The organism is Devosia sp. Soil_C_22 (genome assembly GCF_057657195.1).
Map to the genome: position 1 here is coordinate 1,397,470 of NZ_JBDGIY010000001.1, position 22,693 is coordinate 1,420,162.

The window sequence follows — 22,693 nt, forward strand, 5'->3', positions numbered from 1 at the left end:
CCGGGCCAGCCATGCGGGGTAGGGCGTCGCCTCTCCCCGTTCGGGTCTGAAGCGAGCGGTCCGGGCGTGTCGCGATCACCAGCGGCCCGTCCATCGATCAGCTCCGCTGACGGCTGCGGTAGCGATCGACCTCGGCCACCGGCCCCGCTGCAGGACGACCCTGCAGCTCCAGCCGCTCGAGTATCTTCGATTTGGCCCAGCGCTCCTCGGCGCGCAGTCGCGCCGCCCGCGCCAGCGCCTCCCATAGGGGCCGGTTGGCGACCAGCGCAGCTATTCCCCGCGCCATTGCTTCGGCGCTGCCCGGCTCGACCACCAGCCCGCACCCTTCGACCTCTCGCGCCAGCCCTGTGCCCGCCGCCGCGGTCGCCACCACCGGCCGGCCCGAGGCGAGCATGTTGGTCAGCTTGCTCGGCAGCACCAGATCCGCGGCGCCCGCCAGCTGCGGCAGCAGATGGATGGTCGCGAGCCCCATCAGCTCGTTGAGCCGTTCCTTGGGCTGCAGATCGTGGAACCGGATATTACCCAGCCCGGCAGCCAGCTCCTCGAGCCGCGCGCGGTTGGGGCCCTCGCCGCACACGACAAACGTTAGGTCGTCGCGATGCTGCAGCAGCCGGGCCGCCTCGAGCACGATCTCGATGCCCTGCTTGTTGGCGATGTTGCCCGAATAGAGCGCCACATGCTCGGTGGCGATGCCCCACTGCTCGCGATAGGGCGAGGGCCGCGTCATCGGCCGGATGGCGTCGATGTCGGCCCAGTTGCGGAACTCGCTGACCCGCTCGCGCGGCACGCCCTTCTCGATCAGGCGCCGGCACATTTCCGGCGAGATCGAGCTCACCTTATGGAAGCTCTTGAGCACCGCGCGCTCGAACCACAAGGCGAGCCCCGCGCCGCGTTTCAGCAGCCCGGTCGCCAGTCCCGCCTCGACCTCGAAGTCCTGCACATGCAGCCAGCTCTCCGCTCCCGCGAGGAAGGCCGCCGCACGCGCGATCGGCGCCCCGATCAGCGACGGCGCGATCGTCAACACCACATCCGGCCTGAACGTCAGGCCCGACCACAACGTCGGAATGCCCGCGGTCGCTGCAAAGCTCGCATGATGCATCACCCGCCTCAGCCCGGTCGGCCGCGATGGGATATAGTGCGGCACGCGCACTATCTCGACCCCGCCCTCGGTGGTCGTGCTGTAGGCCCAGGCCCTGTGCCCGTCCATGATCCGCCAGGCGGGATAATAGGGTTGCCCGGCGATCACCCGCACCTCATGTCCCTCAGCCGCCAGCGCCTCGGCAAGGCCGGCCGTATAGACGGCGATGCCGACCTTTTCGGGCGCGTAGTTGAGGCCGAGGATGAGAAGTTTCACGCCGCTTTCCCTCGGGCCTGGTTGTCGAGGAACCACTGGTAGGTTCCGGCCAGACCCTCTTCGAACCCGATGCGGGGCGCCCAGCCCATGTCGCGCAGCTTCGCTGCGCTCATCAGCTTGCGCGGGGTGCCATCGGGTTTCGTCAGGTCGTGAACGATGCGTCCCTCGAATCCCACCACCCGGCAGACCAGCTCGGCCAGCTCCAGGATGGAGAGATCCTCGCCCGACCCGACATTGACATGCTCGGCGCCGGAATAGCCCTTGAGCAGGAACACCAGCGCGTCGGCGCAGTCGTCGACATGCAGGAACTCCCGCCGCGGCGTCCCGGTTCCCCAGATGGTCAGCGTCTCGGCCCGCGAAACCTTGGCCTCATGCGCCTTGCGGATCATGGCCGGCAGCACGTGCCCGTTCTTGAGGTCGAAATTGTCGCCTGGACCGTAAAGATTGGTCGGCATCGCCGCGATGTAGTCACGACCGTGCTGGCGGCGGAACGCCTGCGTCATCCGGATGCCGGCGATCTTGGCGATCGCGTACCACTGGTTCGTCTCTTCCAGTGGGCCGGTGAGCAGCACGTCTTCCGTAATCGGCTGCGGCGACAGCTTGGGATAGATGCAACTCGAACCCAGGAACAGCAGCCGGTTGATGTCCGCCGCATGCGCCGCGCCGATCATGTTGGTCTCGATCAGCATGTTGTCGTAGATGAAGTCGGCCGGGTAGGTGTCGTTGGCGAGGATGCCCCCCACCTTGGCGGCCGCCAGCACGATCGCATCCGGCTTCTCGCTGCGCACGAAGCGCTCCACGTCGGCCTGGCGCGTGAGGTCGAGTTCGCTGCGCGTGGCCGTGAGTATCGTGCAGTTCTCGCGGGCGAGGCGATGCACTACCGCCGAGCCCACCATGCCGCGATGGCCGGCGACCCAGATCCGTTTGCCGGCCAGTTCGTATCCTGCCGTATCAGCTGTCATGTCCTGTTTCCCTGGCGTTACGCCGCAAGCTGCATCAGGGCGACTTCGCCACCGCGAGCCGGGACGCCGGGAGGACCGGGCCTTCCTGGCTCTCGACATTCGCGAAGTCAAAATATCGACCCGGTCCCACGAAGTAGGGAGAACGCTCGTTGCTTATTGCGGAAGCGGTGAGCGCTCGGATCGAAAGGTGAACTAAATAAAGATAACCCGAGATTTGTGACCGAAAATTGCCGCCGCGACTGCCACACGAGGCAGCCGCGGTGGTACTGTTGGCGTCGGGAGCCCCAATTCCTGTACTGTTTTCCAAGCTAGGCCTCTCTCATCGCTGTCGTAGTCTGGACGGGTCGGCGCTACACGCCTGAGCCGGTGACGAATTCCCGAACAATGGTTCGGCCGATGATCCGGATATCCAGCATCAGCGACACGTTCTGTACGTAGGCGCAGTCGTGGTCGATGCGTTGCCGGGCCACCGCCATGTCGGTGGTCGGGCCACGCAGGCCATTGGCCTGGGCCCAGCCGCTCAGCCCGGGTTTCACCAGGTGGCGAAAGTCTTAGTAGGGTACCGCCTCGCGGTAATCGACGCCCGCCGCCTTCATCCCTTCCACCATCGGCCTCGGCCCGATGATCGCCATGTCGCCGATGAGGATGTTCCAAAGCTGCGGTAACTCGTCGATGCTTGTGGTGCGCAAGAATCGACCGATCGGCGTTACGCGTTCGTCATCCGGCGTGACTTGCGCCAGTCCCGAGGCATCGCAGTCCTCTGCCCGCATGGTGCGGAACTTCAGCATCAGGAATGTCCGCCCGTCCCGCCCCACGCGCGACTGTGCGAACAATGCCGGACCGCTCGAGGTCAGCCGAATGGCGATGCCGATGCCGATGAGAAAGGGCAGAAGCACGATCAGTGCCACCAGCGATAGCGGGATATCGAGCAGCGTCCGTTTGAGGAGCAATTGGAGCGAGCGCGCCAGGCTCGCTTCGGGCACGACGGGCAATCCATCGCGGAACGACAGCGGCAACCCGCTCTCATAGCTGGTGTCCGTGCCCTTGGCTCCTGGCTGGGGACGGGAGGAAGCGATACCGGGCGATTGCGTCGCACCCGCCTCGCCGACGTCGGGCCTCAAGATACGTTCAAAGCCGTGATAAATATCACTCATCAAAGGCCCCGTTGGGGTTTGGCACCTTAGGGAGGCTGGAAACTACGGCTGTAAGTTAGGCTGAGATTAAACGATCGGACAACCGAACGGTTCAAGTGGAAATTGGTTGCCGACACTCAGGCTAGCGACATTGAGGTACGTTGTCATTCCGCGATTAGTCTAAAAAGCTTGCACGGATCAGGATCTTGCGTCGAGTGAGCGGCCGCCGCATGGCAGGCATGTCCTGCCGTCGGCGCGCTCGGTCACTTGATTGTCGCGCACGATGTCAGTACCCACTTGCCGGCTATGCACCGCCGGGCCGAGGGCCGGCATCTGACGACACTATCGAGCCGCGAGGGCGCTGAATGAAAGTCACGGTCTTCGGCTCTGGATATGTCGGCCTGGTCACCGGGGCCTGCCTCGCCGATGCGGGCAATCATGTCGTCTGCGTCGATGTCGATGCCGCCAAGGTCGATCTGCTGAACGGTGGCGGCCTGCCCATCTACGAGCCCGGACTCGACGGCATCGTCGCCCAGGCCCGCGCCGCCGGCCGTCTGTCTTTCACCACCGACATTGCCCAGGGTGTCGACCACGGTGAGGTGATCTTCATCGCCGTCGGCACGCCGCCCGACGAGAACGGATCGGCCGATCTCAAATACGTGCTCGCCGTCGCCCGCTCGATCGGCGAAAACCTCACGGGATTCAAGGTAATCGCCGACAAGTCGACCGTTCCCGTCGGGACCGGCGATCTCGTCGCCGCCGCCATTACCGACGAGCTGGTGAAGCGCGGCTATGCTGCAGCGCCGGACGAGCGGATCCGCCTCGGCCAGCCCGATTTCACCGTCGTCTCGAACCCGGAATTCCTGAAGGAAGGCGCCGCCGTCGCCGATTTCAGCCGCCCCGACCGCATTGTCGTCGGCGCCGACAACACCACCTCGGGCCGCCGCGGGCTTGAGATCATGCGCTATCTCTACGCGCCCTTCACGCTCAACCACGATCGTACCCTGGTGATGGACGTGCGCTCGGCCGAGCTCACCAAGTATGCCGCCAACGCCATGCTGGCGACCCGCATCTCGTTCATGAACGAGCTCGCCAACCTCGCCGAGGACCTGGGCGCCGATATCGAGCTGGTCCGCCGCGGCATCGGCTCGGATCCGCGCATCGGCTACAGCTTCCTCTATGCCGGTACCGGCTATGGCGGCAGCTGCTTCCCCAAGGACGTGAGCGCGCTGCGCCGCTCCGCTGCTGAGAAGGGCCGCGCATTGCGTATCCTCGAGGCGGTGGAAGCGGCCAACGAGGCGCAGAAGGAAGTGCTGGCGGGCAAGATCCGCGAGCGCTTCGGCGACGATCTCAAGGACATGACCTTCGCTGTCTGGGGCCTCGCCTTCAAGCCCAACACCGACGACATGCGCGATGCGCCGAGCCGGGTCGTGATCGCCGACCTGGTCAAGCGCGGTGCAGCGGTCCGCCTGTTCGATCCTGTGGCCATGCCGGAGGCGCGCCGCGTGCTGGCCAACGACCTGGATGGCGCGTTCGACCGGGTGACCTTCGCCGAAACGCCGGAGCAGGCGCTGGCGGGCGCCGACGCGCTGGTTATCCTTACCGAATGGAAAATCTTCCGGGCGCCCGATTTTCGTGCGCTTGCTGGCACATTGTCCAAAAAGGCGATCTTCGATGGTCGCAACATGTATGAGCCGTCCGCCGTTGAGGAAGCTGGCCTTGCCTACTTCCCGATCGGCCGGCGGCAGGTCGGCTGAGGCAGCCTTTACGGCTGCGAGCATTTGAGGAGTTCCGCCTTGCCGAAGCGCGTTCGCACAGCTGTCTTTCCCGTTGCAGGCCTGGGCACCCGGTTCCTGCCGGCCACCAAGGCCATGCCCAAGGAGATGCTGACCGTCGTCGACCGGCCGCTGATCCAGTATGCGGTGGATGAGGCGCGCGAGGCCGGCATCGAGCATTTCGTCTTCGTCACCGGGCGCAACAAGGGCGTCATCGAGGATCATTTCGATCGCCAGTACGAGCTCGAGCACACCCTCGAGATCCGCGGCAAGACCGAAGCCCTCGCCGAGCTGCAGAAGGACCTGCCGTCGGCCGGCCGGTCGAGCTTCACCCGCCAGCAGGAGCCCCTTGGCCTCGGCCATGCCGTCTGGTGCGCGCGCGAGCTGGTCGGCGACCAGCCCTTCGCATTACTGCTGCCCGACATGGTGTTCCAGGCCAAGCCGGGCGTCCTCAAGCAGATGATGCAGACCTACGAGGAGCGCGGCGGCAACCTCATCGGCGTCGAGGAAGTCGATCCCCGCGATGTCTCGAGCTACGGCATCGTGGCGCGCGGCGATGGCCCCGACACCGGCTTCAGGATCACCGCCATGGTCGAAAAGCCCAAGCCGGCCGACGCCCCTTCGAACCTGTTCATCGCCGGGCGCTACATCCTGCAGCCCGAGATCTTCACCCTGCTGAGCGAGCAGACCCGCGGCGCCGGCGGCGAAATCCAGCTCACCGATGCCATGCAGATTCTCATCCGCACCCAGGATTTCTACGGAGTGAAATACCAGGGCAAGGTGTTCGACTGCGGTTCGAAACTCGGCTTCCTCACCGCCAACCTCGTCTTCGCCCTCGACCGGCCCGACCTCGCCGACGATTTCCGCAAGGAGATCGAGAAGCTGGGTCTGCTCGGCCACGCGGCGGCGCCTGAACTGGCCTAGCTGCGCGACTTCCTCGCTCGCTTCGGCTAGGGTCTTGCCCAGAGTCGAAGCGAGTGAATCATGTCCATTTCCCACGACGCCATCCTTGAGCACATGGTCGCCGTCGCGCGCGCGGCCGGCGAGATAACGCAGAGCCATTTCAAGCACTTCCGCGACATCGAGATCGGCATCAAGGGGCCGGCCGATTTCGTCTCCGAAGCCGACAAGCAGTCCGAGCTGCTGATCCGCAGGGAGCTGTTCGGCCGCTATCCGGACTGGAGCTTTACCGGCGAGGAATTCCCCCCCGTCGACAAGGAAGACCAGGAATATCGCTGGCTCGTCGACCCCATCGACGGCACTACCAATTTCATCAACGGCATGCACTACACCATCTCGATCGCGCTCCGGCGCGGCAACGAGACCGTGGCCGGCGTGCTCTACAATCCGCCCGCCGACGAGATGTTCACCGCGCTGCCGGGGCAGGGCGCCTACATGAACGACGAGCGCCTCAAGGTCTCGGCGCAGGCCGACATCGGCCTGATGAATATCGGCACCGGCCTGCCCACGCCCGGCCTTTCGCTCTATCCCGGCGCTTATGCCCGGCTCGACGCCATCCGCGCGCCCGTCGGCGCCGTCCGCATCGTCGGAAGCGCAGCAAATTCATGCGCTTACGTAGCGATGGGCCGCCTCACCGGTTATTTCGAGGAAACCGGCTTCGTCGACACCGCCTCAGGCATCCTGTTCGTCCAGGAAGCCGGCGGCATCGTCACCGACTGGTGGGGCAGAGGCCCCGAGTTCTACGAGAAGACGGGAGCGATGATCGTCGCCAATGAAGCGACGCACGCCTTCCTGCTGGAGCAGCTGAAGGACGTGCCGAAGAAGGACCCGCGCTGAACGCTTCGGCCCGGATTCGTTCAATCTGCACGGTCATCGATTTTCTCCACCGCTAGCCATCACCTGCGAGCATTGTCGCATCCGGCCGAGGGACGGGGACAAGTTTGGCGCATGGCCCGTCCGCTGCGGGCTCCAGCGGTCAAGGGCCAGCTCTGTCCGCGCTACGACGACGACGATAGGTCAGCATATCTGGCCTGCCGACACACCGATTCTGACAGCTCATTAAGAGCGTCTGAACGGATCGATGGCCTCAACCCAGCCGCGCCGCCACGCCTTCCGGATCATCCGTCGTGATCTGATCCACCTTGAGCTCGAGCAGTCGTTCGATCACCGCCATGCCGTCATCGTCGGAGCGGCGGACGGTGTAGGCGTCGATGCGCTTGCCGCCGGCGTGGAAGGCGCCGATGAGGTCGAAGCCGTCGCGGTCGGCCTCCAGCACCATGCGATATTCGAGATACTGCATCTCGGCGCTGGGCGAGGAGGCCACGGCGTCCGCCACGAAGCTCGCATAGTCGCGGGTCGCGAGCAGCCGGTCCATCGCGCCCTTATGGCAGGGGTCGTAGCCGATGCGCAGTTCCGGTACGTTCTCGCTCAGCAGCCGTACCGCCTCCGCATCGCCCGACGACAGGATGAAATGCCGCGCCACCGGGCCGAGCGCTTCCGCGAAATTGGCGATCACCGCCGGGTTCAGCGCCGCCGCGTCTTCCTTGAAATCGAGCTGCAGCAGTCCGTCCGGATGCGCCCCGTCCCGCGCGATCAGCGCCGCGAGATCCTCGAGCAGCATCACCTTGTCGGCGATCGGCTGGCCCGAGTTGTCGCGCAGATTGAGCTCGCGCAGCGTCGCGGCGGACGTCTCGCGCACCAGCCCGGACCCCGTGGTCTCGCGCTCCAGCGACAGGTTGTGCAGCACCGCCATGCCGTTATCGCCGTGGATCACGAGGTCCACTTCGACGCTCGCGCCCAGCTGCATGCCCTCGATGATGCGCCGCCCGGTGAACACCGGATCGGAAGCCGTACGCCGGCCGCGGTGCCATTTGAAAAAGGTCTGGTGCCCGTTGCGGGTCACCGAGATTGCGTCGGCCATGGTGGAAAATCTCAGGTGCTGCGGAAAATGGCGGCGTTGTCGCGATAGGCGGCAAAGGCGCGCGGGCGAAGCTCGATGGGCTGGCTCGCCTGCCAGGCGCGCGCGTCGGGCACCATGGCCTTGAGCCGCGCCCCCTGTGGCAGCTCGATATCGACGATGGCATGCGTGCCATAGTCGGTGACGCGGTGGATTTTCGCCGCGCCATCGGCCGCCGGCACAATCTCCAGCGCCTCCGGCCGCACCGCCAGCGTCGCCGGCCCGTCGGCCACCGGTAGCGGCACGGCAAAGCCCGAATGGGTGAACGTACCGCCCGCGACAGTCCCCTCGACGAGGTTCATCGTCCCGATAAAGCCGGCGACGAACGGCGTCTGCGGCTCGCGATAGACCGCGTCTGGCGGCGCGATCTGCTCGGTGCGCCCGTCGCGCATCACCACGATCCGGTCGGCCAGCGCCAGCGCTTCGTCCTGTCCATGCGTCACGAACAGCGTGGTGATCTTCAGCCGCTGCTGGATGTCCCGAACCTCTTCGCGAAGACGCTCGCGCAAGTGCTGGTCCAGACTCGCGAAAGGCTCGTCGAGCAGCAGGATCTTTGGCTCCAGCACCAGCGAGCGCGCCAGCGCCACGCGCTGCTGCTGCCCGCCCGACAGCTGGGTGGTCGCACGCGTGCCGTAACCGGCGAGGCCGACCAGTTCGAGCACGGCCTCGACCTTGTCCTTGATCTCGCCGGCCGGCAGCCGGCGCAGTTTCAGGCCGAAGGCGAGGTTCTTGAACACGTTCATATGCGTCCACAGCGCGTGGCTCTGGAACACCATGCCGGTGGGCCGGCGCTCCGGCGGCACCCGCGTCACATCCTCGCCATCGATGGCGATCACGCCCGAGCTGGGCGTCTCGAACCCGCCGATCATACGCAGCAGCGTGGATTTACCCGAGCCCGACGGCCCGAGCAGGCACACGAGCTCGCCATCGCCGACCGTCAGGTTGAACGCATCGACCGCCGTCGTGGTCGAGAAGACCTTGGTGGTGTTCTTGATATCGAGGACGGACATTCAGGCGAAAACCTCTCTGCGGCGGAGCTTGCCTCCCCCTTGCGGGGAGGGGCTGGGGGTGGGGGTAGTGCGGTGATCACCGATGGACCCCCACCCTCGATCCCTCCCCTCAGGGGGGAGGGAGGCGATGATTGCACCAGTCATGCTAGCCCCCAAAACCGCGGGCAAAGCTGCCCGAGCTGATGACGCGGCGCGCGAACAGCAGCGCGATGAAGCTCGGAATCCACAGCAGCACCGAGAGCACGGCGCCGAACTGGATTACGGGCTGGTTGTTGATGAAGCTGATCATCAGCACCGGCAGGGTGCGGATTTGCGGAGCGCCGATCAGCCAGGCGCCCTCGGTTTCGTAGAAGGTGCCGACGAAGCTGAGCAGGATTGCTGCCGCGATGGTCGGCCCGGCCTGGGGCAGGGTGATCGACCAGAATACCCGAAGAGGCGAAGCGCCGACATCGCGCGCTGCTTCCTCCATGCGCCGGTCCACCGCCTGAAAAGCCGCCACCGGGATCCAGATCATGAACAGCAGCGTGCCCACCAGCTGGATCAGCACCACGCCCCAGAACGTGCCGATGAGGTTGAGGCTGAGGAAGATGCCGGCGATGGCGACGAGCAGGCCGAATTTCGGGAAGGCCTGCCCGGCGAGGAAGGAGAAGAACAGGATGTTCCGCCCCGGAAACTCCAGCCGCGCGAAGGCGTAGGCCGCCGGCAGGCAGATCGCGGCGGAAAGCAGTGTCACCACCGTCGACAGCGTCAGGCTGATGGTGATCGAGCTCCACACGTCGGGCCGCGCCAGCGTCATGCCCCAGTAGCGCAGGCCGAACTCCTGCGGGATGACCGACGGGTAGCGCCACACATTGGCGAAGGCCCAGGTGCCCACCACCACGAGCGGGAACACGATCACCAGCGTCAGCACCACGGCGAAGAACACCCCGGTCCAGTCGATCCGCTTCTCCGTCAGCACGCTCGCCATGTCAGGGAGTCCGGTTCTTGGCGACGGAGCGGACGTAGAACAGCCCGAACACGATGCAGAAGCAGAAGGCGATCACCGCCTGGGTGATGGCGTTGGTGGGGTCATTCAGGTCGCGGAAGGTGCGTTGCATGAACGGCCCCATCATCTCGGGTGCCGCCGGGCCCAGTACATAGGGCAGGGTGAAGGACGAGAAGATGCCCAGCACCGTGAAGCTCACCGCGACGAGGATGGAGTTGGAGATGCGCGGCAGGATGATGTGCCACAGCACCGCCAGCCGCCCGGCGCCGACATCGCGCGCCGCCTCGATCGACTGGTTGGAAACGTTCCCCAGCCCCGACAGCATGATGAGAACGGTGAGCGGGATATTGTCCCACACCAGCCCGATCACTGGTCCCCACGGCGTGAGGTAGGGCGAGCGAATCTTGGGCAGGCCCACCGCATTGGCGAGCAGGTCCACCGTGCCGTTCGGCCCGAGCACGCGGATGAACGCGTAGCTCAGGATGATCGAGGGCACGAACATTGGAAAGATCGCCAGTCCCTGCACATAGGCGGCGAGCCGCCCCTTGGCGAAGCGCAGGTAGAGCGAGATGGGCAGGCAGATCAGCACCAGGAAGACGGCGCACACGCCGGTCGTCCACAGCGTCACCGTGAGGTTGTTGAGGCTGTACTGGTCGGAAAAGAAGAACTGGTAGGTCTCGAGCGAAAAATGCCGCCCGCCGGCCGCGTCCGGCAGCCAGATCGTCCGCCCGACCGCCGAGATGATCGGCCAGATGATCATCCAGCAGACCAGCAGAACCGGCAAGGCAACGAGCAGGAGGCCCGTGAGCCCCCTGCCGGGTTTCTTGCCGACGATGTCGTTCGCCGGCGTCAGGCTCATGCGGCGTTACGGTCCACGTTGGGCGCAACGTTGCGGTACCAGCCGTCGTTGATCGCTTTCTCCCAGTCGCCGCCCGGGAAGGACGGGATGGTGGTCGGGATCACGTCGGCATATTTTTCGCGCAGGTCCTGGCTGACATAGTCCCAGGAGACGCCCGGGAAGCCGCCGAGCTCGCTCAGCACCGACGATTGCACTTCCTCCGACAGCACGTAGTCGACCAGCTTGATCGCCGCATCGCGGTTGACGCCGTTGGCCAGCACTGCAGACCGCGAGAAGCCGCCCGGCAGGGCGAGATCGCTGAGCTGTACGAGGCCGGTCGTCTCCGGCAGCACGCCGGTGTTGATCGCCTGGATGGCCTGGTCCGACCAGACCGGGATCATGGTCACGGCCGACTGGCCGAGCAGCTGCACCGACTGGGTGTTGCCCGAGGTATAGGCGCCGTTGTCGAACAGCGCCGGTGCGATGTCCTGCAGGATCGCCCAGGCCGGGGCCAGGGCCTTCTCGCCGGCTTCGGCGGTGAAGTTGTCGACGGTGAACGCCGCCGGGTCCTTGCCGTTGGCCTCGTAGATGGCGCGGCGCACGAAGTTGCCGCCCGAGCCGCCCTTGTCGGGACGGTTATAGATGAACTGGCCGGGGTTCGCCTTGATCCAGGCCACGAGATCGGGCCAGGTCTTGGGCACATTGGCCGGGTCGAGCTTGGCGGTATCGTAGGCGAGCAGCACCTGGCTGCCGCGATAGGGCACCGAGAAGTCGTTGTCGATGGCCAGCGGGTTGACCTTGGAATAGTTGGAAAGCCCGGCTTCCTTGAGGTTCACGTACAGCCCGGCATCGATGCCGCCGGCCGGCAGGCGCGGATCGGCGGATTCGAAATAGTCGGCCTGCGGGTCGGCGCCGGTCGGCAGCGCGGCGAGGGCGCGCTCGGCGATCGCGGTCTGCCCGGCGGCGTCACCGGCGTCCACGAGGTTCAGCGTGATGCCCGGGTTGGCGGCCTCGAAGCCCGGCTTCACGAAATTGGTCCAGAAATCGAGGATGTTCTGGTCCGACGAGGTGTACCAGTCGATGCGGCCGGCCTCGGCGAAGGCCATACGCGGAAGCAGCACCATGCCCGCGGCGGTACCGCCGACGGACAGCATAAACGCACGACGTTTCATCGCTAAAATCTCCCCATTGTTCGCCTTGCAGTTCCCTGCGGCAGGCCAATCTACGCTGGCCTTCCGAGGGCGAGACTACCCCGGAACGGCCCGCTGGCAAGTGGAAAAATGGAATGAAAATTCCATTGTGACAGTCGTGCGAACGAAGCGTTCCGCCCGACGCCCCGCTTTAGGCGCGCGACGTGACAGTTGCGTGACGACGATGTCACGCTGTGGAAACGCTGCTATGCGGGCCGTTTCAGCCGAGCACGGACGCGGCGATGATGCCGGCGAATCCGACCAGCGCGACGGATGCGATCTTGCGCACGATGCCGACATGCTGATCGCCCGCCGCCGCACCCACGGCGCGCCCGAGAAGGATCCAGCAGAAGCCGACAACGGGGACCGCGATGGCGAAGGCGGCGACATAGGCCCAGAGGGTAGGGCGCTCGGCCGGGATGATCGAGAGCGCGAAGATCAGCGCCTTGGGGTTGAGCAGGGTGGTGACGAACACCGCCTGCACGTCGATCCGCGCCTTCTCCTCGGTGAGGCTATTGCCATGCCGCCACAGCCGCACCGCGATCACGACGAGATAGGCGACCACCGCCACCTTGAGGGCGATACCGACCAGCGGCCAGACGTGGATCACCGGTCCGAGCACGATGCGGATCGCCGCGAGGGCGAGAAGGTACCCGCCGAGCTCGCCGGCGAGCAGCATCAGCGAACGCCGGACGCCCGCGGTTGCGCCGGAGGTCGCGAGCAAGGTGTTGGTCGGGCCGGGCGTCCCGAGCAGGGTCAGCACCGCCAGGATGAACAGGATCGGGTCAGTCATGTCGTCGCGGCGCCCTCTACGCACGCGAGTGAACCGGGCGAAGGCGGTGCACGCAAGGGGTATCGAAGAGCTTCGGCTATTCGCCTCCCTCCCCCTTGCGGGGAGGGATCGAGGGTGGGGGTGGTGCGGGTTGGTCGTCGATGGACCCCCACCCCCAGCCCCTCCCCGCAAGGGGGACGGGAGCAGGGCCGACATTCGCATCTCACCGCAGATAATGCGCCCGCATCTGCCGCGGCGTCAGGCCATAAGCGTTGCGGAATTGCACGTAGAACTGGCTGAGCGCGGTAAAGCCGCTCTCGAACGCCACGTTCTCGATCGACAGGTTCCCCTCGAACAGCAGCGAGCGGGCCCGGATCAGCCGCATGCGCACGACGAACTTGTGCATCGGCACCCGCATCACGTCCGAGAACAGGTTGAGCGCATAGTTCGGGTGGAGCCCCACCACCTTGGCTACGTCCTCGGCCCGCAGCGGCTCAGCGAGATTCTCGAGGATGTGCCGGATCATCGCCACCACGTAGCGCAGCGGCGTGGCCGCGCGTGTGGACGAGCCGGCGCTCTCGATCCACGGCTCCATCAGCACGTCCCAGCCGGTAACGGCGGCGCGCCGCAACATCAGCGCGATCTCCTCCTTGAGGATGTCGGTGCGCTCGGCGTCGCCGGTGCGATAGTCCTGGAACCAGCGGCGCAGCGTCACCTCGCCGATGGTTTCGGGCGGCAGCATCACCAGCCCGCCGCCCATCATCGTCTCGGTGAGCGTGCCGAGATTGGGCATGTGCAGGAACGTGTCGAGCGGCAGGTAGACGTTGCATTGCCGGCTGTCGGCGTTGGGGCCGGTATCGAGCGCGGTGGTCTGGTGCGGGATGCCGGCCCAGAACAGCACCAGCCGCTCCGACGGGATTCGCACCGGGCGGCCGTCCATCACGTAGTCCATGCTGCCGGCGGTCAGCCAGTTGAGCTCGATATGGCCGTGCGAATGCTCCCGGGGCATGATCTGCGGGTCGAACCAGCGGATGCCGAAGCGCCCGAAGGCCTGGGTCTGGGCGTAGAAACGCCGGTCCGGCCGGGGCACCGGCGCGGTGGCTTTCTCCCGCGGTTTGCCGGGCGAGAAGTGCTGCGGGACCTCGTTCATGCCGCCATCGCGATCTTTAAAAACCGGAAATACCCATTCAGATAACGGGATTGTTCGCCGCATGGCAAGGTCTACGATTTTCACCGTTGGGACGAACGGCGGCGGGTGGAGGACCCGTTTCCGGGCGCATTTGCGCCGGTCCGACCTCTAGGGAGGAAAGATTGCGTAGACATCTACATGCCCTCGGCGGGGCAAGCCTGATGCTGAGCGTTTCACTGCTCGCGGTGCACGCGCAGGATCTGACGGGCCAACTGCCCGACCCGCCCGAATTCGCCGCGCAGAGCGAGCCGAACTTCGTCAGCGTCGGCGACATCCAGGAATACAAGGCACTGCCCGAGTACCACGAGCCCGACTGGGTGACCTCGAAATATGTCGACGCCGGCACCCTGCCGCCCGTCGCCGAGCGTCTGCCCGAGGAGCCGCTGGTCTACAAGACTGCCAACATGCCCGACGGCATCGGCGTCTATGGCGACACGCTGCGCCACGTCATCGGCGGCCGGCCGGAAGGCTGGAACTATATCGGCGGCCAGAGCCAGGGCTGGGGCGGCATCGATATCGGCCTGTCCGAATGCCTGACGCGTACCGGCCCGCTGTTCATGGTCAAGGCCGACGAGCTCGAGCCGCTGCCCAACCTGGCCAAGAGCTGGGAGTGGTCCGAGGACGGGCACGAGCTGACCATGCACCTCGTCAAGGGCGCCAGGTGGTCGGACGGCGATCCGTTCGATGCCGAGGACGTCATGTTCTACTGGGAGGACAATGTCCAGGATCCCAATGTCAGCGCCGTGCCCTCTGGCACCGGCACGCCGGAACGTTTCGGCGTCGACACCAAGCTGGAAGCGCTGGATCCCTACACCATCAAGTGGACCTTCAAGGAGGTCCGGCCGACGCAGTATCTGTACGCGATGGCCTATGACTCGTTCTGTCCCGGCCCGAGCCACATCCTCAAGCCGCAGCATCCGAAATACTCGGACAACACCTACGAGCAGTACAAGAACGCCTTCCCGCCCGAATACATGAATATTCCGGTGATGGGCGCCTGGGTCCCGGTCGAGTACCGGCCGGATGACATCATCGTCATGCGCCGCAACCCGTACTACTGGAAGGTCGACGAGAACGGCAACCAGCTGCCCTATCTCAACGAGCTGCATTACCGGCTCTCGACCTGGGCCGATCGTGACGTGCAGGCCGTGTCCGGCGCCGGCGACTTCTCGAACCTCGAGCAGGCCGAAAGCTATGTCGAGGCGCTGCGGCGCTCGGCCGACGAGGCGGCTCCGGCCCGCCTGCAGTTCGGTGCCCGCACCATCGGTTACGCGCTGCGCATGAACTTCTCGGCCAATGGCTGGGGCGAGCCCGACGCGCGTGGCCAGGCCATCCGTGAGCTCAATCGCGAGCTCGATTTCCGCAAGGCCGTCAGCATGGCGCTGGACCGCCAGCGGCTGGGTGACTCGCTGGTGCGCGGTCCCTTCACCGCCATCTATCCGGGCGGCCTCTATGCCGGCACGACCTATTACGACAAGGCGTCGACCGTGTACTATCCGTACAATATCGACGCGGCCAACGCGCTGCTCGACGGTCTCGGCCTCGCCGATACCGACGGCAACGGCGTGCGCAACCTGCCGGATGGCGGCGGCGACGTGGAGATCACGCTGCTCGCCAACACCGACTACAGCACCGACACCAACCTCGCCGAAGGCGTCATCGCCCAGATGGAGCCGCTCGGCATCCGGGTGATCGCCAACTTCCAGACCGGCACCGCCCGCGACGACATGGCCCAGTCCGGCCAGTTCGACTGGACGGTGGAACGGCAGGGCGCCGAGATGGTGGCGGTCGTGCAGAGCACCACGATGCTGGCCCCGACCGGCCCGCGCACCCATCCGTTCCACAAGGCCGGAACCGATGGCACGCTCGACCTGCTGCCCTTCGAGCAGGAACTGGTCGACACCGTGAACGCCTTCATCACCACCAGCGACAATGCCGAGCGCGCCGAGCTGATGAAGACCTACCAGAAGATCTTCACCGAGAACGTCTACTCGGTGGGGCTGACCCAGTACCCGGGCGCGCTGATCATCAACAAGCGCTTCTCCAACATCCCGGCGGGCGCTCCGATCTTCATGTTCAACTGGGCCGAGGACAACATCATCCGCGAGCGCGTCTTCGTCGCTGCCGACAAGCAGGGCGACTACGAACTGCACCCGCAGACGCTGCCCGGCGCGCCCGGTTCGGCCGGCCCGATGTGACCTGACACCCCGGGGCGGCGGCACGCCTGCCGCCCCACCTCCACGCACGGGCCGGAAGACATAGTGAGGCAGCGATGCTGCGATTTCTGACCATGAGGATCCTGGGCGCGATCCCGCTGCTGTTCCTGCTCAGCATCGTGACCTTCGCCATCATCCAGGCGCCTCCCGGCGACTACGGCGACTACATCCGGTCCATGGCGATGAACCAGGGCGGCGCGACGGCCGAGCAGGCCGAGGCGCAGGCCGAGATGTACCGGCAGACGCACGGCCTCAACGACCCGATGATCGTCCAGTATTTCCGCTGGATCACCGGCATCGTCACCCGCTTCGACTTCGGCCACTCGCTCTACTACAACAAGGAGGTCGGACAGGTCGTCGCCGAGCGGCTGCCGGCTACCATTGCGCTGGCCCTCATCTGCCACCTGCTGGCCTCGGGACTGGGGATCGGGCTCGGCATCCTTGCCGCCACGCGCCAGTATTCCTGGGTCGATACGCTGCTGGGCATCTTCTCGTTCCTCGGCATGACCATCCCGCGTTTCCTGCTGGCGATCATCATCCTCTACGTCCTCGTCTTCCGGCTGAATGTCAGCGAAGTCGGCATGTTCTTTTCGGCGCGCTATGGCGGCGCGCCTTGGAGCTGGGACAAGTTCGTCAATCTCGTCCAGCACGTCTGGCCGGTGGTGTTCATCGCTACCTTCGGCGGGCTCGCCTACAACATGCGCGTCATGCGGGCGAACCTGCTCGACGTACTGAACAGCCAGTATGTCGAGACGGCGCGGGCCAAGGGCCTGCCGGAAGGCGCGGTGATCATGAAGCACGCCGTGCCCAACGCGCTCCATCCGCTCGTCGCCTACCAGGGCGTCGCGCTGCCCTACATGCTGACCGGCGAGATCGAGGTGGCCATCGTCTTCGGCCTCGCGACGGTCGGACCCGCCATCGTCGGCTCGATGGGCGTCGGCGACGTGTACGTCACCGCCACCTTCATGCTGGTGCTCGCCGCGACGCTGATCGTGGGCAACATCATCTCCGACATGCTGCTGGTCGCGCTCGATCCGCGCGTGCGTCTGGGAGGCAGCGAATGACCGAGGTCAACACCCGCTCCTCCATTCCCCTGCCACCCGATGCCGGCGGCCCCGCGCCGACCCCGGCCGAGGAGGCCGCGCCCACCAGGCCGGCGATCACCCGCTTCGGCTCGGGCAACGAGGGCTATGCGACGCTGGTCTGGCGCCGCTTCCGCCGCTCGCCCATGGGCATGATCGGCCTCGTGCTGGTCACGGCCATGCTGGTCATCTCGGTCTTTGCCGATTTCTTCGCGCCCATGGACCCCAAGGCCGCGCACCTGCCGTTCGCGCCGCCAGATGTCATCGCCTTCGAGGACCCGCAGGGCAATTTCAGCCTCATCCCCTACATCTACCCGATCGGCGACACCGGCGAGTTCGACCCCATCACCTTCCAGCCGCTCACCGGCCTGATCAAGGACAACCCGACCCCGGTTGGCTTCTTTGTCAGCGGCTACAGCTACAACACGCTGTGGGTCATCCCGTCGAACCTGCACTTCTTCGGCTCCACCGACGGCCGGCCGATCCATCTGCTCGGCACCGACAAGTTCGGCCGCGACATCCTCTCGCGCGGCATCGTCGGCTCGCGCATCTCGCTGATGATCGCGCTGGCGGTGGTGTCGCTCACCACCATCGTCGGCACGCTGGTCGGCATCTCGTCGGGCTATATCGGTGGCCGGCTCGACAACTGGGTGCAGCGCTTCGTCGACTTCGTGCTCGCCTTCCCGCAGCTGCCGCTCTACCTGGCGCTGACCTCGCTGATCCCTGTGACGGCGCCCTCCAACGTGTTCATCGCCTTCGTCATCTTCGTCATGGCGGTGCTGGGCTGGGCCCAGCTGAGCCGCGAGGTGCGCTCCAAAACCCTGTCCCTGGCCCGCATCGAGTATGTGCGCGCCGCCATCGCGGTGGGCGCCACCGACGGCCGCATCATCACCCGGCACATCCTGCCCAACGTGATGAGCCACATCATCGTCGCCATCACGCTCGCCATCCCGAGCGTAGTGCTGCTCGAGAGCTTTCTCGGCTTCCTCGGCTTCGCCGTGAAGCCGCCGCTGATCTCGTGGGGGCTGATGCTGCAGGATACCGGCACCTTCTCGGTGATCGGGTCGTATCCCTGGATCCTGTCGCCGGTGGTGTTCGTGCTGATCACCGTGTTCGCCTTCAACGCGCTGGGCGACGGCCTGCGCGACGCCGTCGATCCCTATTGAGGCCATGATGACCGAGCCGGTTTCCGATACCCGCCACGATCACGGCAGCCACGGCCGCGAGCTGATCCTTGACGCCCGCAATATCGGCGTGGACTTCCGCGTAGAGGGCGGCACCGTGCATGCCGTGCACGACGTCTCGTTCCAGTTGCATAAGGGCGAGACCATCGCGCTGGTCGGCGAGAGCGGGTCGGGCAAGTCGGTGACGGCCCGCACGCTGATGAAGCTGCTGACCAAGCGCGCCACCATCCTGCCCGAGACGCGGATCGCCCTGTCCGGCAAGGACATTGTGAAGATGAGCGACCGCGACATGCGCAAGCTGCGCGGCAACGACATCGCCATGATCTTCCAGGAGCCGATGAGCTCGCTGAACCCGGTCTATACCGTTGGCCAGCAGATCTGCGAGATCATCCAGCTGCACAACCGCATGGGCCAGCGCCAGGCCATGGCCCGGGCCGAGGAACTGCTGGCCGAGGTTCAGATCCCCGAGCCGGCGGCGCGCCTGCGCCAGTATCCGCACCAGCTGTCGGGCGGGCAGCGCCAGCGCGTGATGATCGCCATGGCGCTCGCCAACCGTCCCGACGTGCTGATTGCCGACGAGCCGACCACGGCGCTCGACGTCACCGTGCAGGCGCAGATCCTCAACCTGATCAAGGATCTCAAGGACAAGTACGGCATGGCGGTGATCCTGATCACCCACGACCTGACCGTCGTCCGCCAGTTCTCCGACTATGTCTACGTGATGCAGAACGGCCGCGTGCAGGAGCACAACGCTACCGAGGCGCTGTTCGCCAACCCGACCCACCCCTACACCCGGCATCTCCTCGCCTCCGAGCCCAAGGGCTCGGCGCAGCCGCTGGCGGACGGCGCGCAGGACGTGGTGCTGGAGGGCGAGGCGGTGAAGGTCAGCTTCACGCTGAAGCGCGGCGGCCTGTTCAAGCCGGGCTTTTTCGAGCTCAAGGCCGTCGACAATCTCGACATCCGGCTGCTGCGCCATGAGACGCTGGGCATCGTCGGCGAATCCGGCTCGGGCAAGACGACCTTCGGGCAGGCGTTGATCCGGCTGATCGCCAACCAGGGCGGGCAGATCTACTTCGATGGCGAGCCGATCCACAATAAGGACCGCAAGCAGATGCGGCCGCTACGCAGCCGCATGCAGATCGTGTTCCAGGATCCGTTCGCCTCGCTGAACCCGCGCATGAGCGTGCGCCAGATCATCGAGGAAGGCCTGATCGTCAACGGCATCGGCGCCAACTCGCGCGAGCGCGTCGACCGGGTGCGGCAGGCTTTGCGCGATGCCGGCATGCCGGACACCATTCTCAACCGCTTTCCGCACGAATTCTCGGGGGGCCAGCGCCAGCGTTTGGCCATTGCCCGCGCCATTGCGCTCGAACCTGAATTCATCCTGCTCGATGAGCCGACTTCCGCGCTTGACCTGTCCGTGCAGGCGCAGATCATTGAGCTATTGCGCAAGCTGCAGGCGGAAAAGGGGCTCAGCTACCTGTTCATCTCGCACGACCTCAAGGTCGTCAAAGCCCTCTGCCACCGGGTGATGGTCATGCAATACGGCAAGATCGTCGAGGAGGGTCCGGTGAGCGAAGTGCTCGAGAACCCGCAGACCGACTACACCTGGCGGCTCGTGCGAGCCGCATTCGAGATTGCGGCCTGACGGCTGCTGGACTGGATATTATCGGAGAGACTTATGGCTAACCCAAAGATCACCTTCATCGGCGCCGGCTCGTCGGTGTTCATGAAGAACATCGTCGGCGACATCCTGCAGCGCGAGGCGCTCGGCGGCGCCGAGATCCGCCTGATGGACATCAACCCGCAGCGGCTCGAAGACAGCGCCATCATCGCCGGCAAGCTGGTGAACACGCTCGGCGTGCCGGCGACGGTGAAGACCTATTCCGATCAGCGCGAGGCGCTCGACGGCACCAATTTCGTCGTCGTCTGCTTCCAGATCGGCGGCTACGAGCCCTCGACCGTCGTCGATTTCGATGTGCCCAAGAAGTACAACCTGCGCCAGACGATTGCCGATACGCTCGGCGTCGGCGGCATCATGCGCGGCCTGCGCACCGTGCCGCATTTGTGGTCGATCTGCGAGGACATGCTGGAAGTCGCCCCCGAAGCGGTGATGCTCCAGTACGTCAACCCGATGGCCATCAACACCTGGGCCATCGCCGAAAAATACCCGACCATCAAGCAGGTCGGCCTCTGCCACTCGGTGCAGGGCACCGCCATGGAGCTGGCCCACGATCTCGACATTCCGTACTCCGAGATCCGCTACCGCTCGGCCGGCATCAACCACATGGCGTTCTATCTCAAGTTCGAGCATCGCCAGGCCGATGGCAGCTATCGCGACCTCTACCCGGACCTGATCCGCGCCTACCGCGAGGGCAGGGCGCCCAAGCCCGGCTGGAACCCGCGCTGCCCCAACAAGGTGCGCTACGAAATGCTCACCCGGCTCGGCTATTTCGTCACCGAGAGTTCCGAGCACTTCGCCGAGTATGTGCCCTACTTCATCAAGGAAGGCCGCGAGGACCTGATCGAGAAGTTCGGCGTGCCGCTAGATGAATATCCCAAGCGCTGCATCGAGCAGATCGCCAAGTGGAAGAACACCTCGGAAGAGTACCGCAAGGCCAACACCATCGAGGTCAAGCAATCCAAGGAATATGCCTCCGAGATCGTCAACGCGGTGTGGACCGGCGAGCCGGGCGTCATCTACGGCAACGTCCGCAATAACGGCGTCATCACCTCGCTGCCCAACAACGCCGCCGTCGAAGTCCCGTGCCTCGTCGACAGCTCGGGCATCCAGCCGACCTATATCGGCGACCTGCCGCCGCAGCTGACCGGCTTGATCCGCACCAATATCAACGTGCAGGAGCTCACGGTCGCCGCGCTGATGACGGAGAACAAGGAGCATCTCTACCACGCCGCCATGCTCGACCCGCACACCGCCGCCGAGCTCGATCTCGACCAGATCTGGCACCTCGTCGACGACCTCCTCGCCGCCCACGGCGACTGGATCCCCGAATGGGCCCGCCCGGAAAAGAAGTCCCGCGCGGCCTGACCACCGGCCTCTCCATGATCCTCCCTCGTTCACGGGGGAGGGGGACCAGCGAAGCTGGTGGAGGGGGCGGCCCCACCACTGGCGTCCACCACAGAACCTCCCAACTGAGCCCGCGGCCAACCCCGCGGGTTTTCTTTTCCCCCCGCACCGGGCATCAATGAGCCATGTCCTCCGACTCGCTCAACCGCGCCCTCGAGCGCTGGTCGCTGCACACGCCGTCGCCCGTCGCCGAAACCGCCACCAGCCACATCTTCCGCGTCGTGCGCGGCAACGGCCTCGTCGCCGCGCTGAAGCTCCTGAAGCCCCAGGCCAATGGTGACGAAGCCCGCGGCGGCGCGCTCCTCGCCTGGTATGCCGGCCACGGCGCCGCCGACGTCTACGCCATGGACGACGATGCCGTGCTGTTGCGCTGGCTCGGCGGCGGCACGCTCGGCGACCTCGCCCGCTCCGGCCACGACGCCATGGCCACCGGGATCTTCTGCGATGTCGCCGAAAAGCTGCACGCGCCGCGCCTCGGCGCGCTGCCCGAACTCACACCGCTACGCCAGCGCTTCGACGGCCTGTTCACGACCCGCCGCATCCTGTGGCCGCGCCCTGCCGCCGAGCTGCTGCCGCGCGCCATCGGCATCGCCTACCGCCAGTTCGACAGCGATATCGCGCCGATTCCGCTGCACGGCGATCTGCATCACGACAACATCCTGCGCGACGGCGAGGCCTGGTATGTCATCGACCCCAAGGGGCTGATCGGCGACCCGGCCTACGACTATGCCAACAGCTTTCTCAACCCCGAGCGTGCCGACGCCATGGTGATCGATGCCGTCCGCGTCGCCCGCCACGTCACCGCCATCGCCGAGCGCACCGGCGTCGCCCGAAAGCACCTGCTGGCCTGGGCCGTCGCCCACACCGCCCTCAGCGGCGCCTGGGACATCGAGGACGGCAATCCGCCGACCCAGCAGGCGGCCATGCTGCCCCTGCTGCTGTCGGCCTACGAAGCGGCCTGAAACGCAAATCTGTTTCACCGCCGGCCGTGAACCCTC

Annotated in this window: 18 protein-coding genes and 1 pseudogene; 9 read left to right on the forward strand and 10 right to left on the reverse strand. The window is 65.8% G+C overall.

Annotated features, from left to right (window positions below):
- Window positions 1-97: 97 nt before the first annotated feature.
- The 3 genes and pseudogenes from AC3A6I_RS06650 to AC3A6I_RS06660 form a co-directional block, all read right to left on the reverse strand.
- Complete coding sequence (locus AC3A6I_RS06650) at window positions 98-1,354, reverse strand: WcaI family glycosyltransferase (RefSeq protein WP_487542781.1); 1,257 nt, start codon at window positions 1,352-1,354, stop codon at window positions 98-100.
- Entirely contained in the window at window positions 1,351-2,316 is a 966-nt protein-coding gene (gene fcl / locus AC3A6I_RS06655) for a GDP-L-fucose synthase (RefSeq protein WP_487542783.1), read from the reverse strand. Before fcl ends, AC3A6I_RS06650 begins: the two co-directional genes overlap by 4 nt.
- Window positions 2,317-2,666: 350 nt before the next feature.
- Window positions 2,667-3,470: pseudogene (locus AC3A6I_RS06660) on the reverse strand (sugar transferase).
- 344 nt (window positions 3,471-3,814) lie between these two features.
- On the opposite strand from AC3A6I_RS06660, the gene AC3A6I_RS06665 reads away from it, so the two are divergent.
- The 3 genes from AC3A6I_RS06665 to AC3A6I_RS06675 are packed head-to-tail and all read left to right on the forward strand — an operon-like array spanning window position 3,815 to window position 7,021.
- A complete protein-coding gene (locus AC3A6I_RS06665) occupies window positions 3,815-5,206 on the forward strand; it encodes a UDP-glucose dehydrogenase family protein (protein ID WP_487542785.1) in 1,392 nt (463 codons plus the stop codon).
- A gap of 39 nt (window positions 5,207-5,245) precedes the next feature.
- Window positions 5,246-6,148, forward strand: a complete 903-nt coding sequence (gene galU / locus AC3A6I_RS06670; protein WP_487542787.1) for a UTP--glucose-1-phosphate uridylyltransferase GalU — start codon at window positions 5,246-5,248, stop codon at window positions 6,146-6,148.
- Between the two features lie 60 nt (window positions 6,149-6,208).
- The gene (locus tag AC3A6I_RS06675) at window positions 6,209-7,021 is read left to right on the forward strand and encodes an inositol monophosphatase family protein (RefSeq protein ID WP_487542789.1); all 813 of its coding nucleotides are present in this window, start codon (window positions 6,209-6,211) and stop codon (window positions 7,019-7,021) included.
- A 250-nt stretch (window positions 7,022-7,271) separates the two neighbouring features.
- On the opposite strand, the gene AC3A6I_RS06680 is transcribed toward AC3A6I_RS06675, so the two are convergent.
- The 7 genes from AC3A6I_RS06680 to AC3A6I_RS06710 form a co-directional block, all read right to left on the reverse strand.
- Window positions 7,272-8,105, reverse strand: a complete 834-nt coding sequence (locus AC3A6I_RS06680; RefSeq protein ID WP_487542791.1) for a glycerophosphodiester phosphodiesterase — start codon at window positions 8,103-8,105, stop codon at window positions 7,272-7,274.
- Window positions 8,106-8,116: 11 nt separating this feature from the next.
- A complete protein-coding gene (locus tag AC3A6I_RS06685; protein ID WP_487542793.1) occupies window positions 8,117-9,151 on the reverse strand; it encodes an ABC transporter ATP-binding protein in 1,035 nt (344 codons plus the stop codon).
- A gap of 145 nt (window positions 9,152-9,296) precedes the next feature.
- A complete protein-coding gene (locus AC3A6I_RS06690; RefSeq protein ID WP_487542795.1) occupies window positions 9,297-10,118 on the reverse strand; it encodes an ABC transporter permease in 822 nt (273 codons plus the stop codon).
- Window position 10,119: 1 nt separating this feature from the next.
- Entirely contained in the window at window positions 10,120-10,995 is an 876-nt protein-coding gene (locus tag AC3A6I_RS06695) for an ABC transporter permease (protein ID WP_487542797.1), read from the reverse strand.
- Window positions 10,992-12,146, reverse strand: coding sequence for an extracellular solute-binding protein (locus tag AC3A6I_RS06700; RefSeq protein WP_487542799.1), 1,155 nt, complete (start codon window positions 12,144-12,146; stop codon window positions 10,992-10,994). Before AC3A6I_RS06700 ends, AC3A6I_RS06695 begins: the two co-directional genes overlap by 4 nt.
- 238 nt (window positions 12,147-12,384) lie before the next feature.
- Window positions 12,385-12,957: a LysE family translocator gene (locus AC3A6I_RS06705; protein ID WP_487542801.1), complete on the reverse strand. Its 573-nt coding sequence runs from the start codon at window positions 12,955-12,957 to the stop codon at window positions 12,385-12,387.
- 202 nt (window positions 12,958-13,159) lie between these two features.
- A complete protein-coding gene (locus tag AC3A6I_RS06710) occupies window positions 13,160-14,086 on the reverse strand; it encodes a helix-turn-helix domain-containing protein (RefSeq protein ID WP_487542803.1) in 927 nt (308 codons plus the stop codon).
- Between the two features lie 200 nt (window positions 14,087-14,286).
- Between AC3A6I_RS06710 and AC3A6I_RS06715 the strand changes: the two genes are divergently transcribed.
- The 6 genes from AC3A6I_RS06715 (at window position 14,287) to AC3A6I_RS06740 (ending at window position 22,657) form a co-directional block, all read left to right on the forward strand.
- Complete coding sequence (locus tag AC3A6I_RS06715; protein WP_487544995.1) at window positions 14,287-16,323, forward strand: ABC transporter substrate-binding protein; 2,037 nt, start codon at window positions 14,287-14,289, stop codon at window positions 16,321-16,323.
- A gap of 74 nt (window positions 16,324-16,397) precedes the next feature.
- Window positions 16,398-17,405, forward strand: coding sequence for an ABC transporter permease (locus AC3A6I_RS06720; RefSeq protein WP_487542805.1), 1,008 nt, complete (start codon window positions 16,398-16,400; stop codon window positions 17,403-17,405).
- Window positions 17,402-18,589 carry an ABC transporter permease gene (locus AC3A6I_RS06725; RefSeq protein ID WP_487542806.1) on the forward strand — a complete coding sequence of 396 codons (1,188 nt, stop codon included), beginning with the start codon at window positions 17,402-17,404 and terminating at the stop codon, window positions 18,587-18,589. The genes AC3A6I_RS06720 and AC3A6I_RS06725 overlap by 4 nt, the downstream gene beginning before the upstream one ends.
- A gap of 7 nt (window positions 18,590-18,596) precedes the next feature.
- Complete coding sequence (locus AC3A6I_RS06730; RefSeq protein WP_487542808.1) at window positions 18,597-20,255, forward strand: ABC transporter ATP-binding protein; 1,659 nt, start codon at window positions 18,597-18,599, stop codon at window positions 20,253-20,255.
- A 33-nt stretch (window positions 20,256-20,288) separates the two neighbouring features.
- Window positions 20,289-21,656: an alpha-galactosidase gene (gene melA / locus AC3A6I_RS06735; protein WP_487542810.1), complete on the forward strand. Its 1,368-nt coding sequence runs from the start codon at window positions 20,289-20,291 to the stop codon at window positions 21,654-21,656.
- 164 nt (window positions 21,657-21,820) lie between these two features.
- The gene (locus AC3A6I_RS06740; protein ID WP_487542812.1) at window positions 21,821-22,657 is read left to right on the forward strand and encodes an aminoglycoside phosphotransferase family protein; all 837 of its coding nucleotides are present in this window, start codon (window positions 21,821-21,823) and stop codon (window positions 22,655-22,657) included.
- Window positions 22,658-22,693 lie beyond the last annotated feature (36 nt).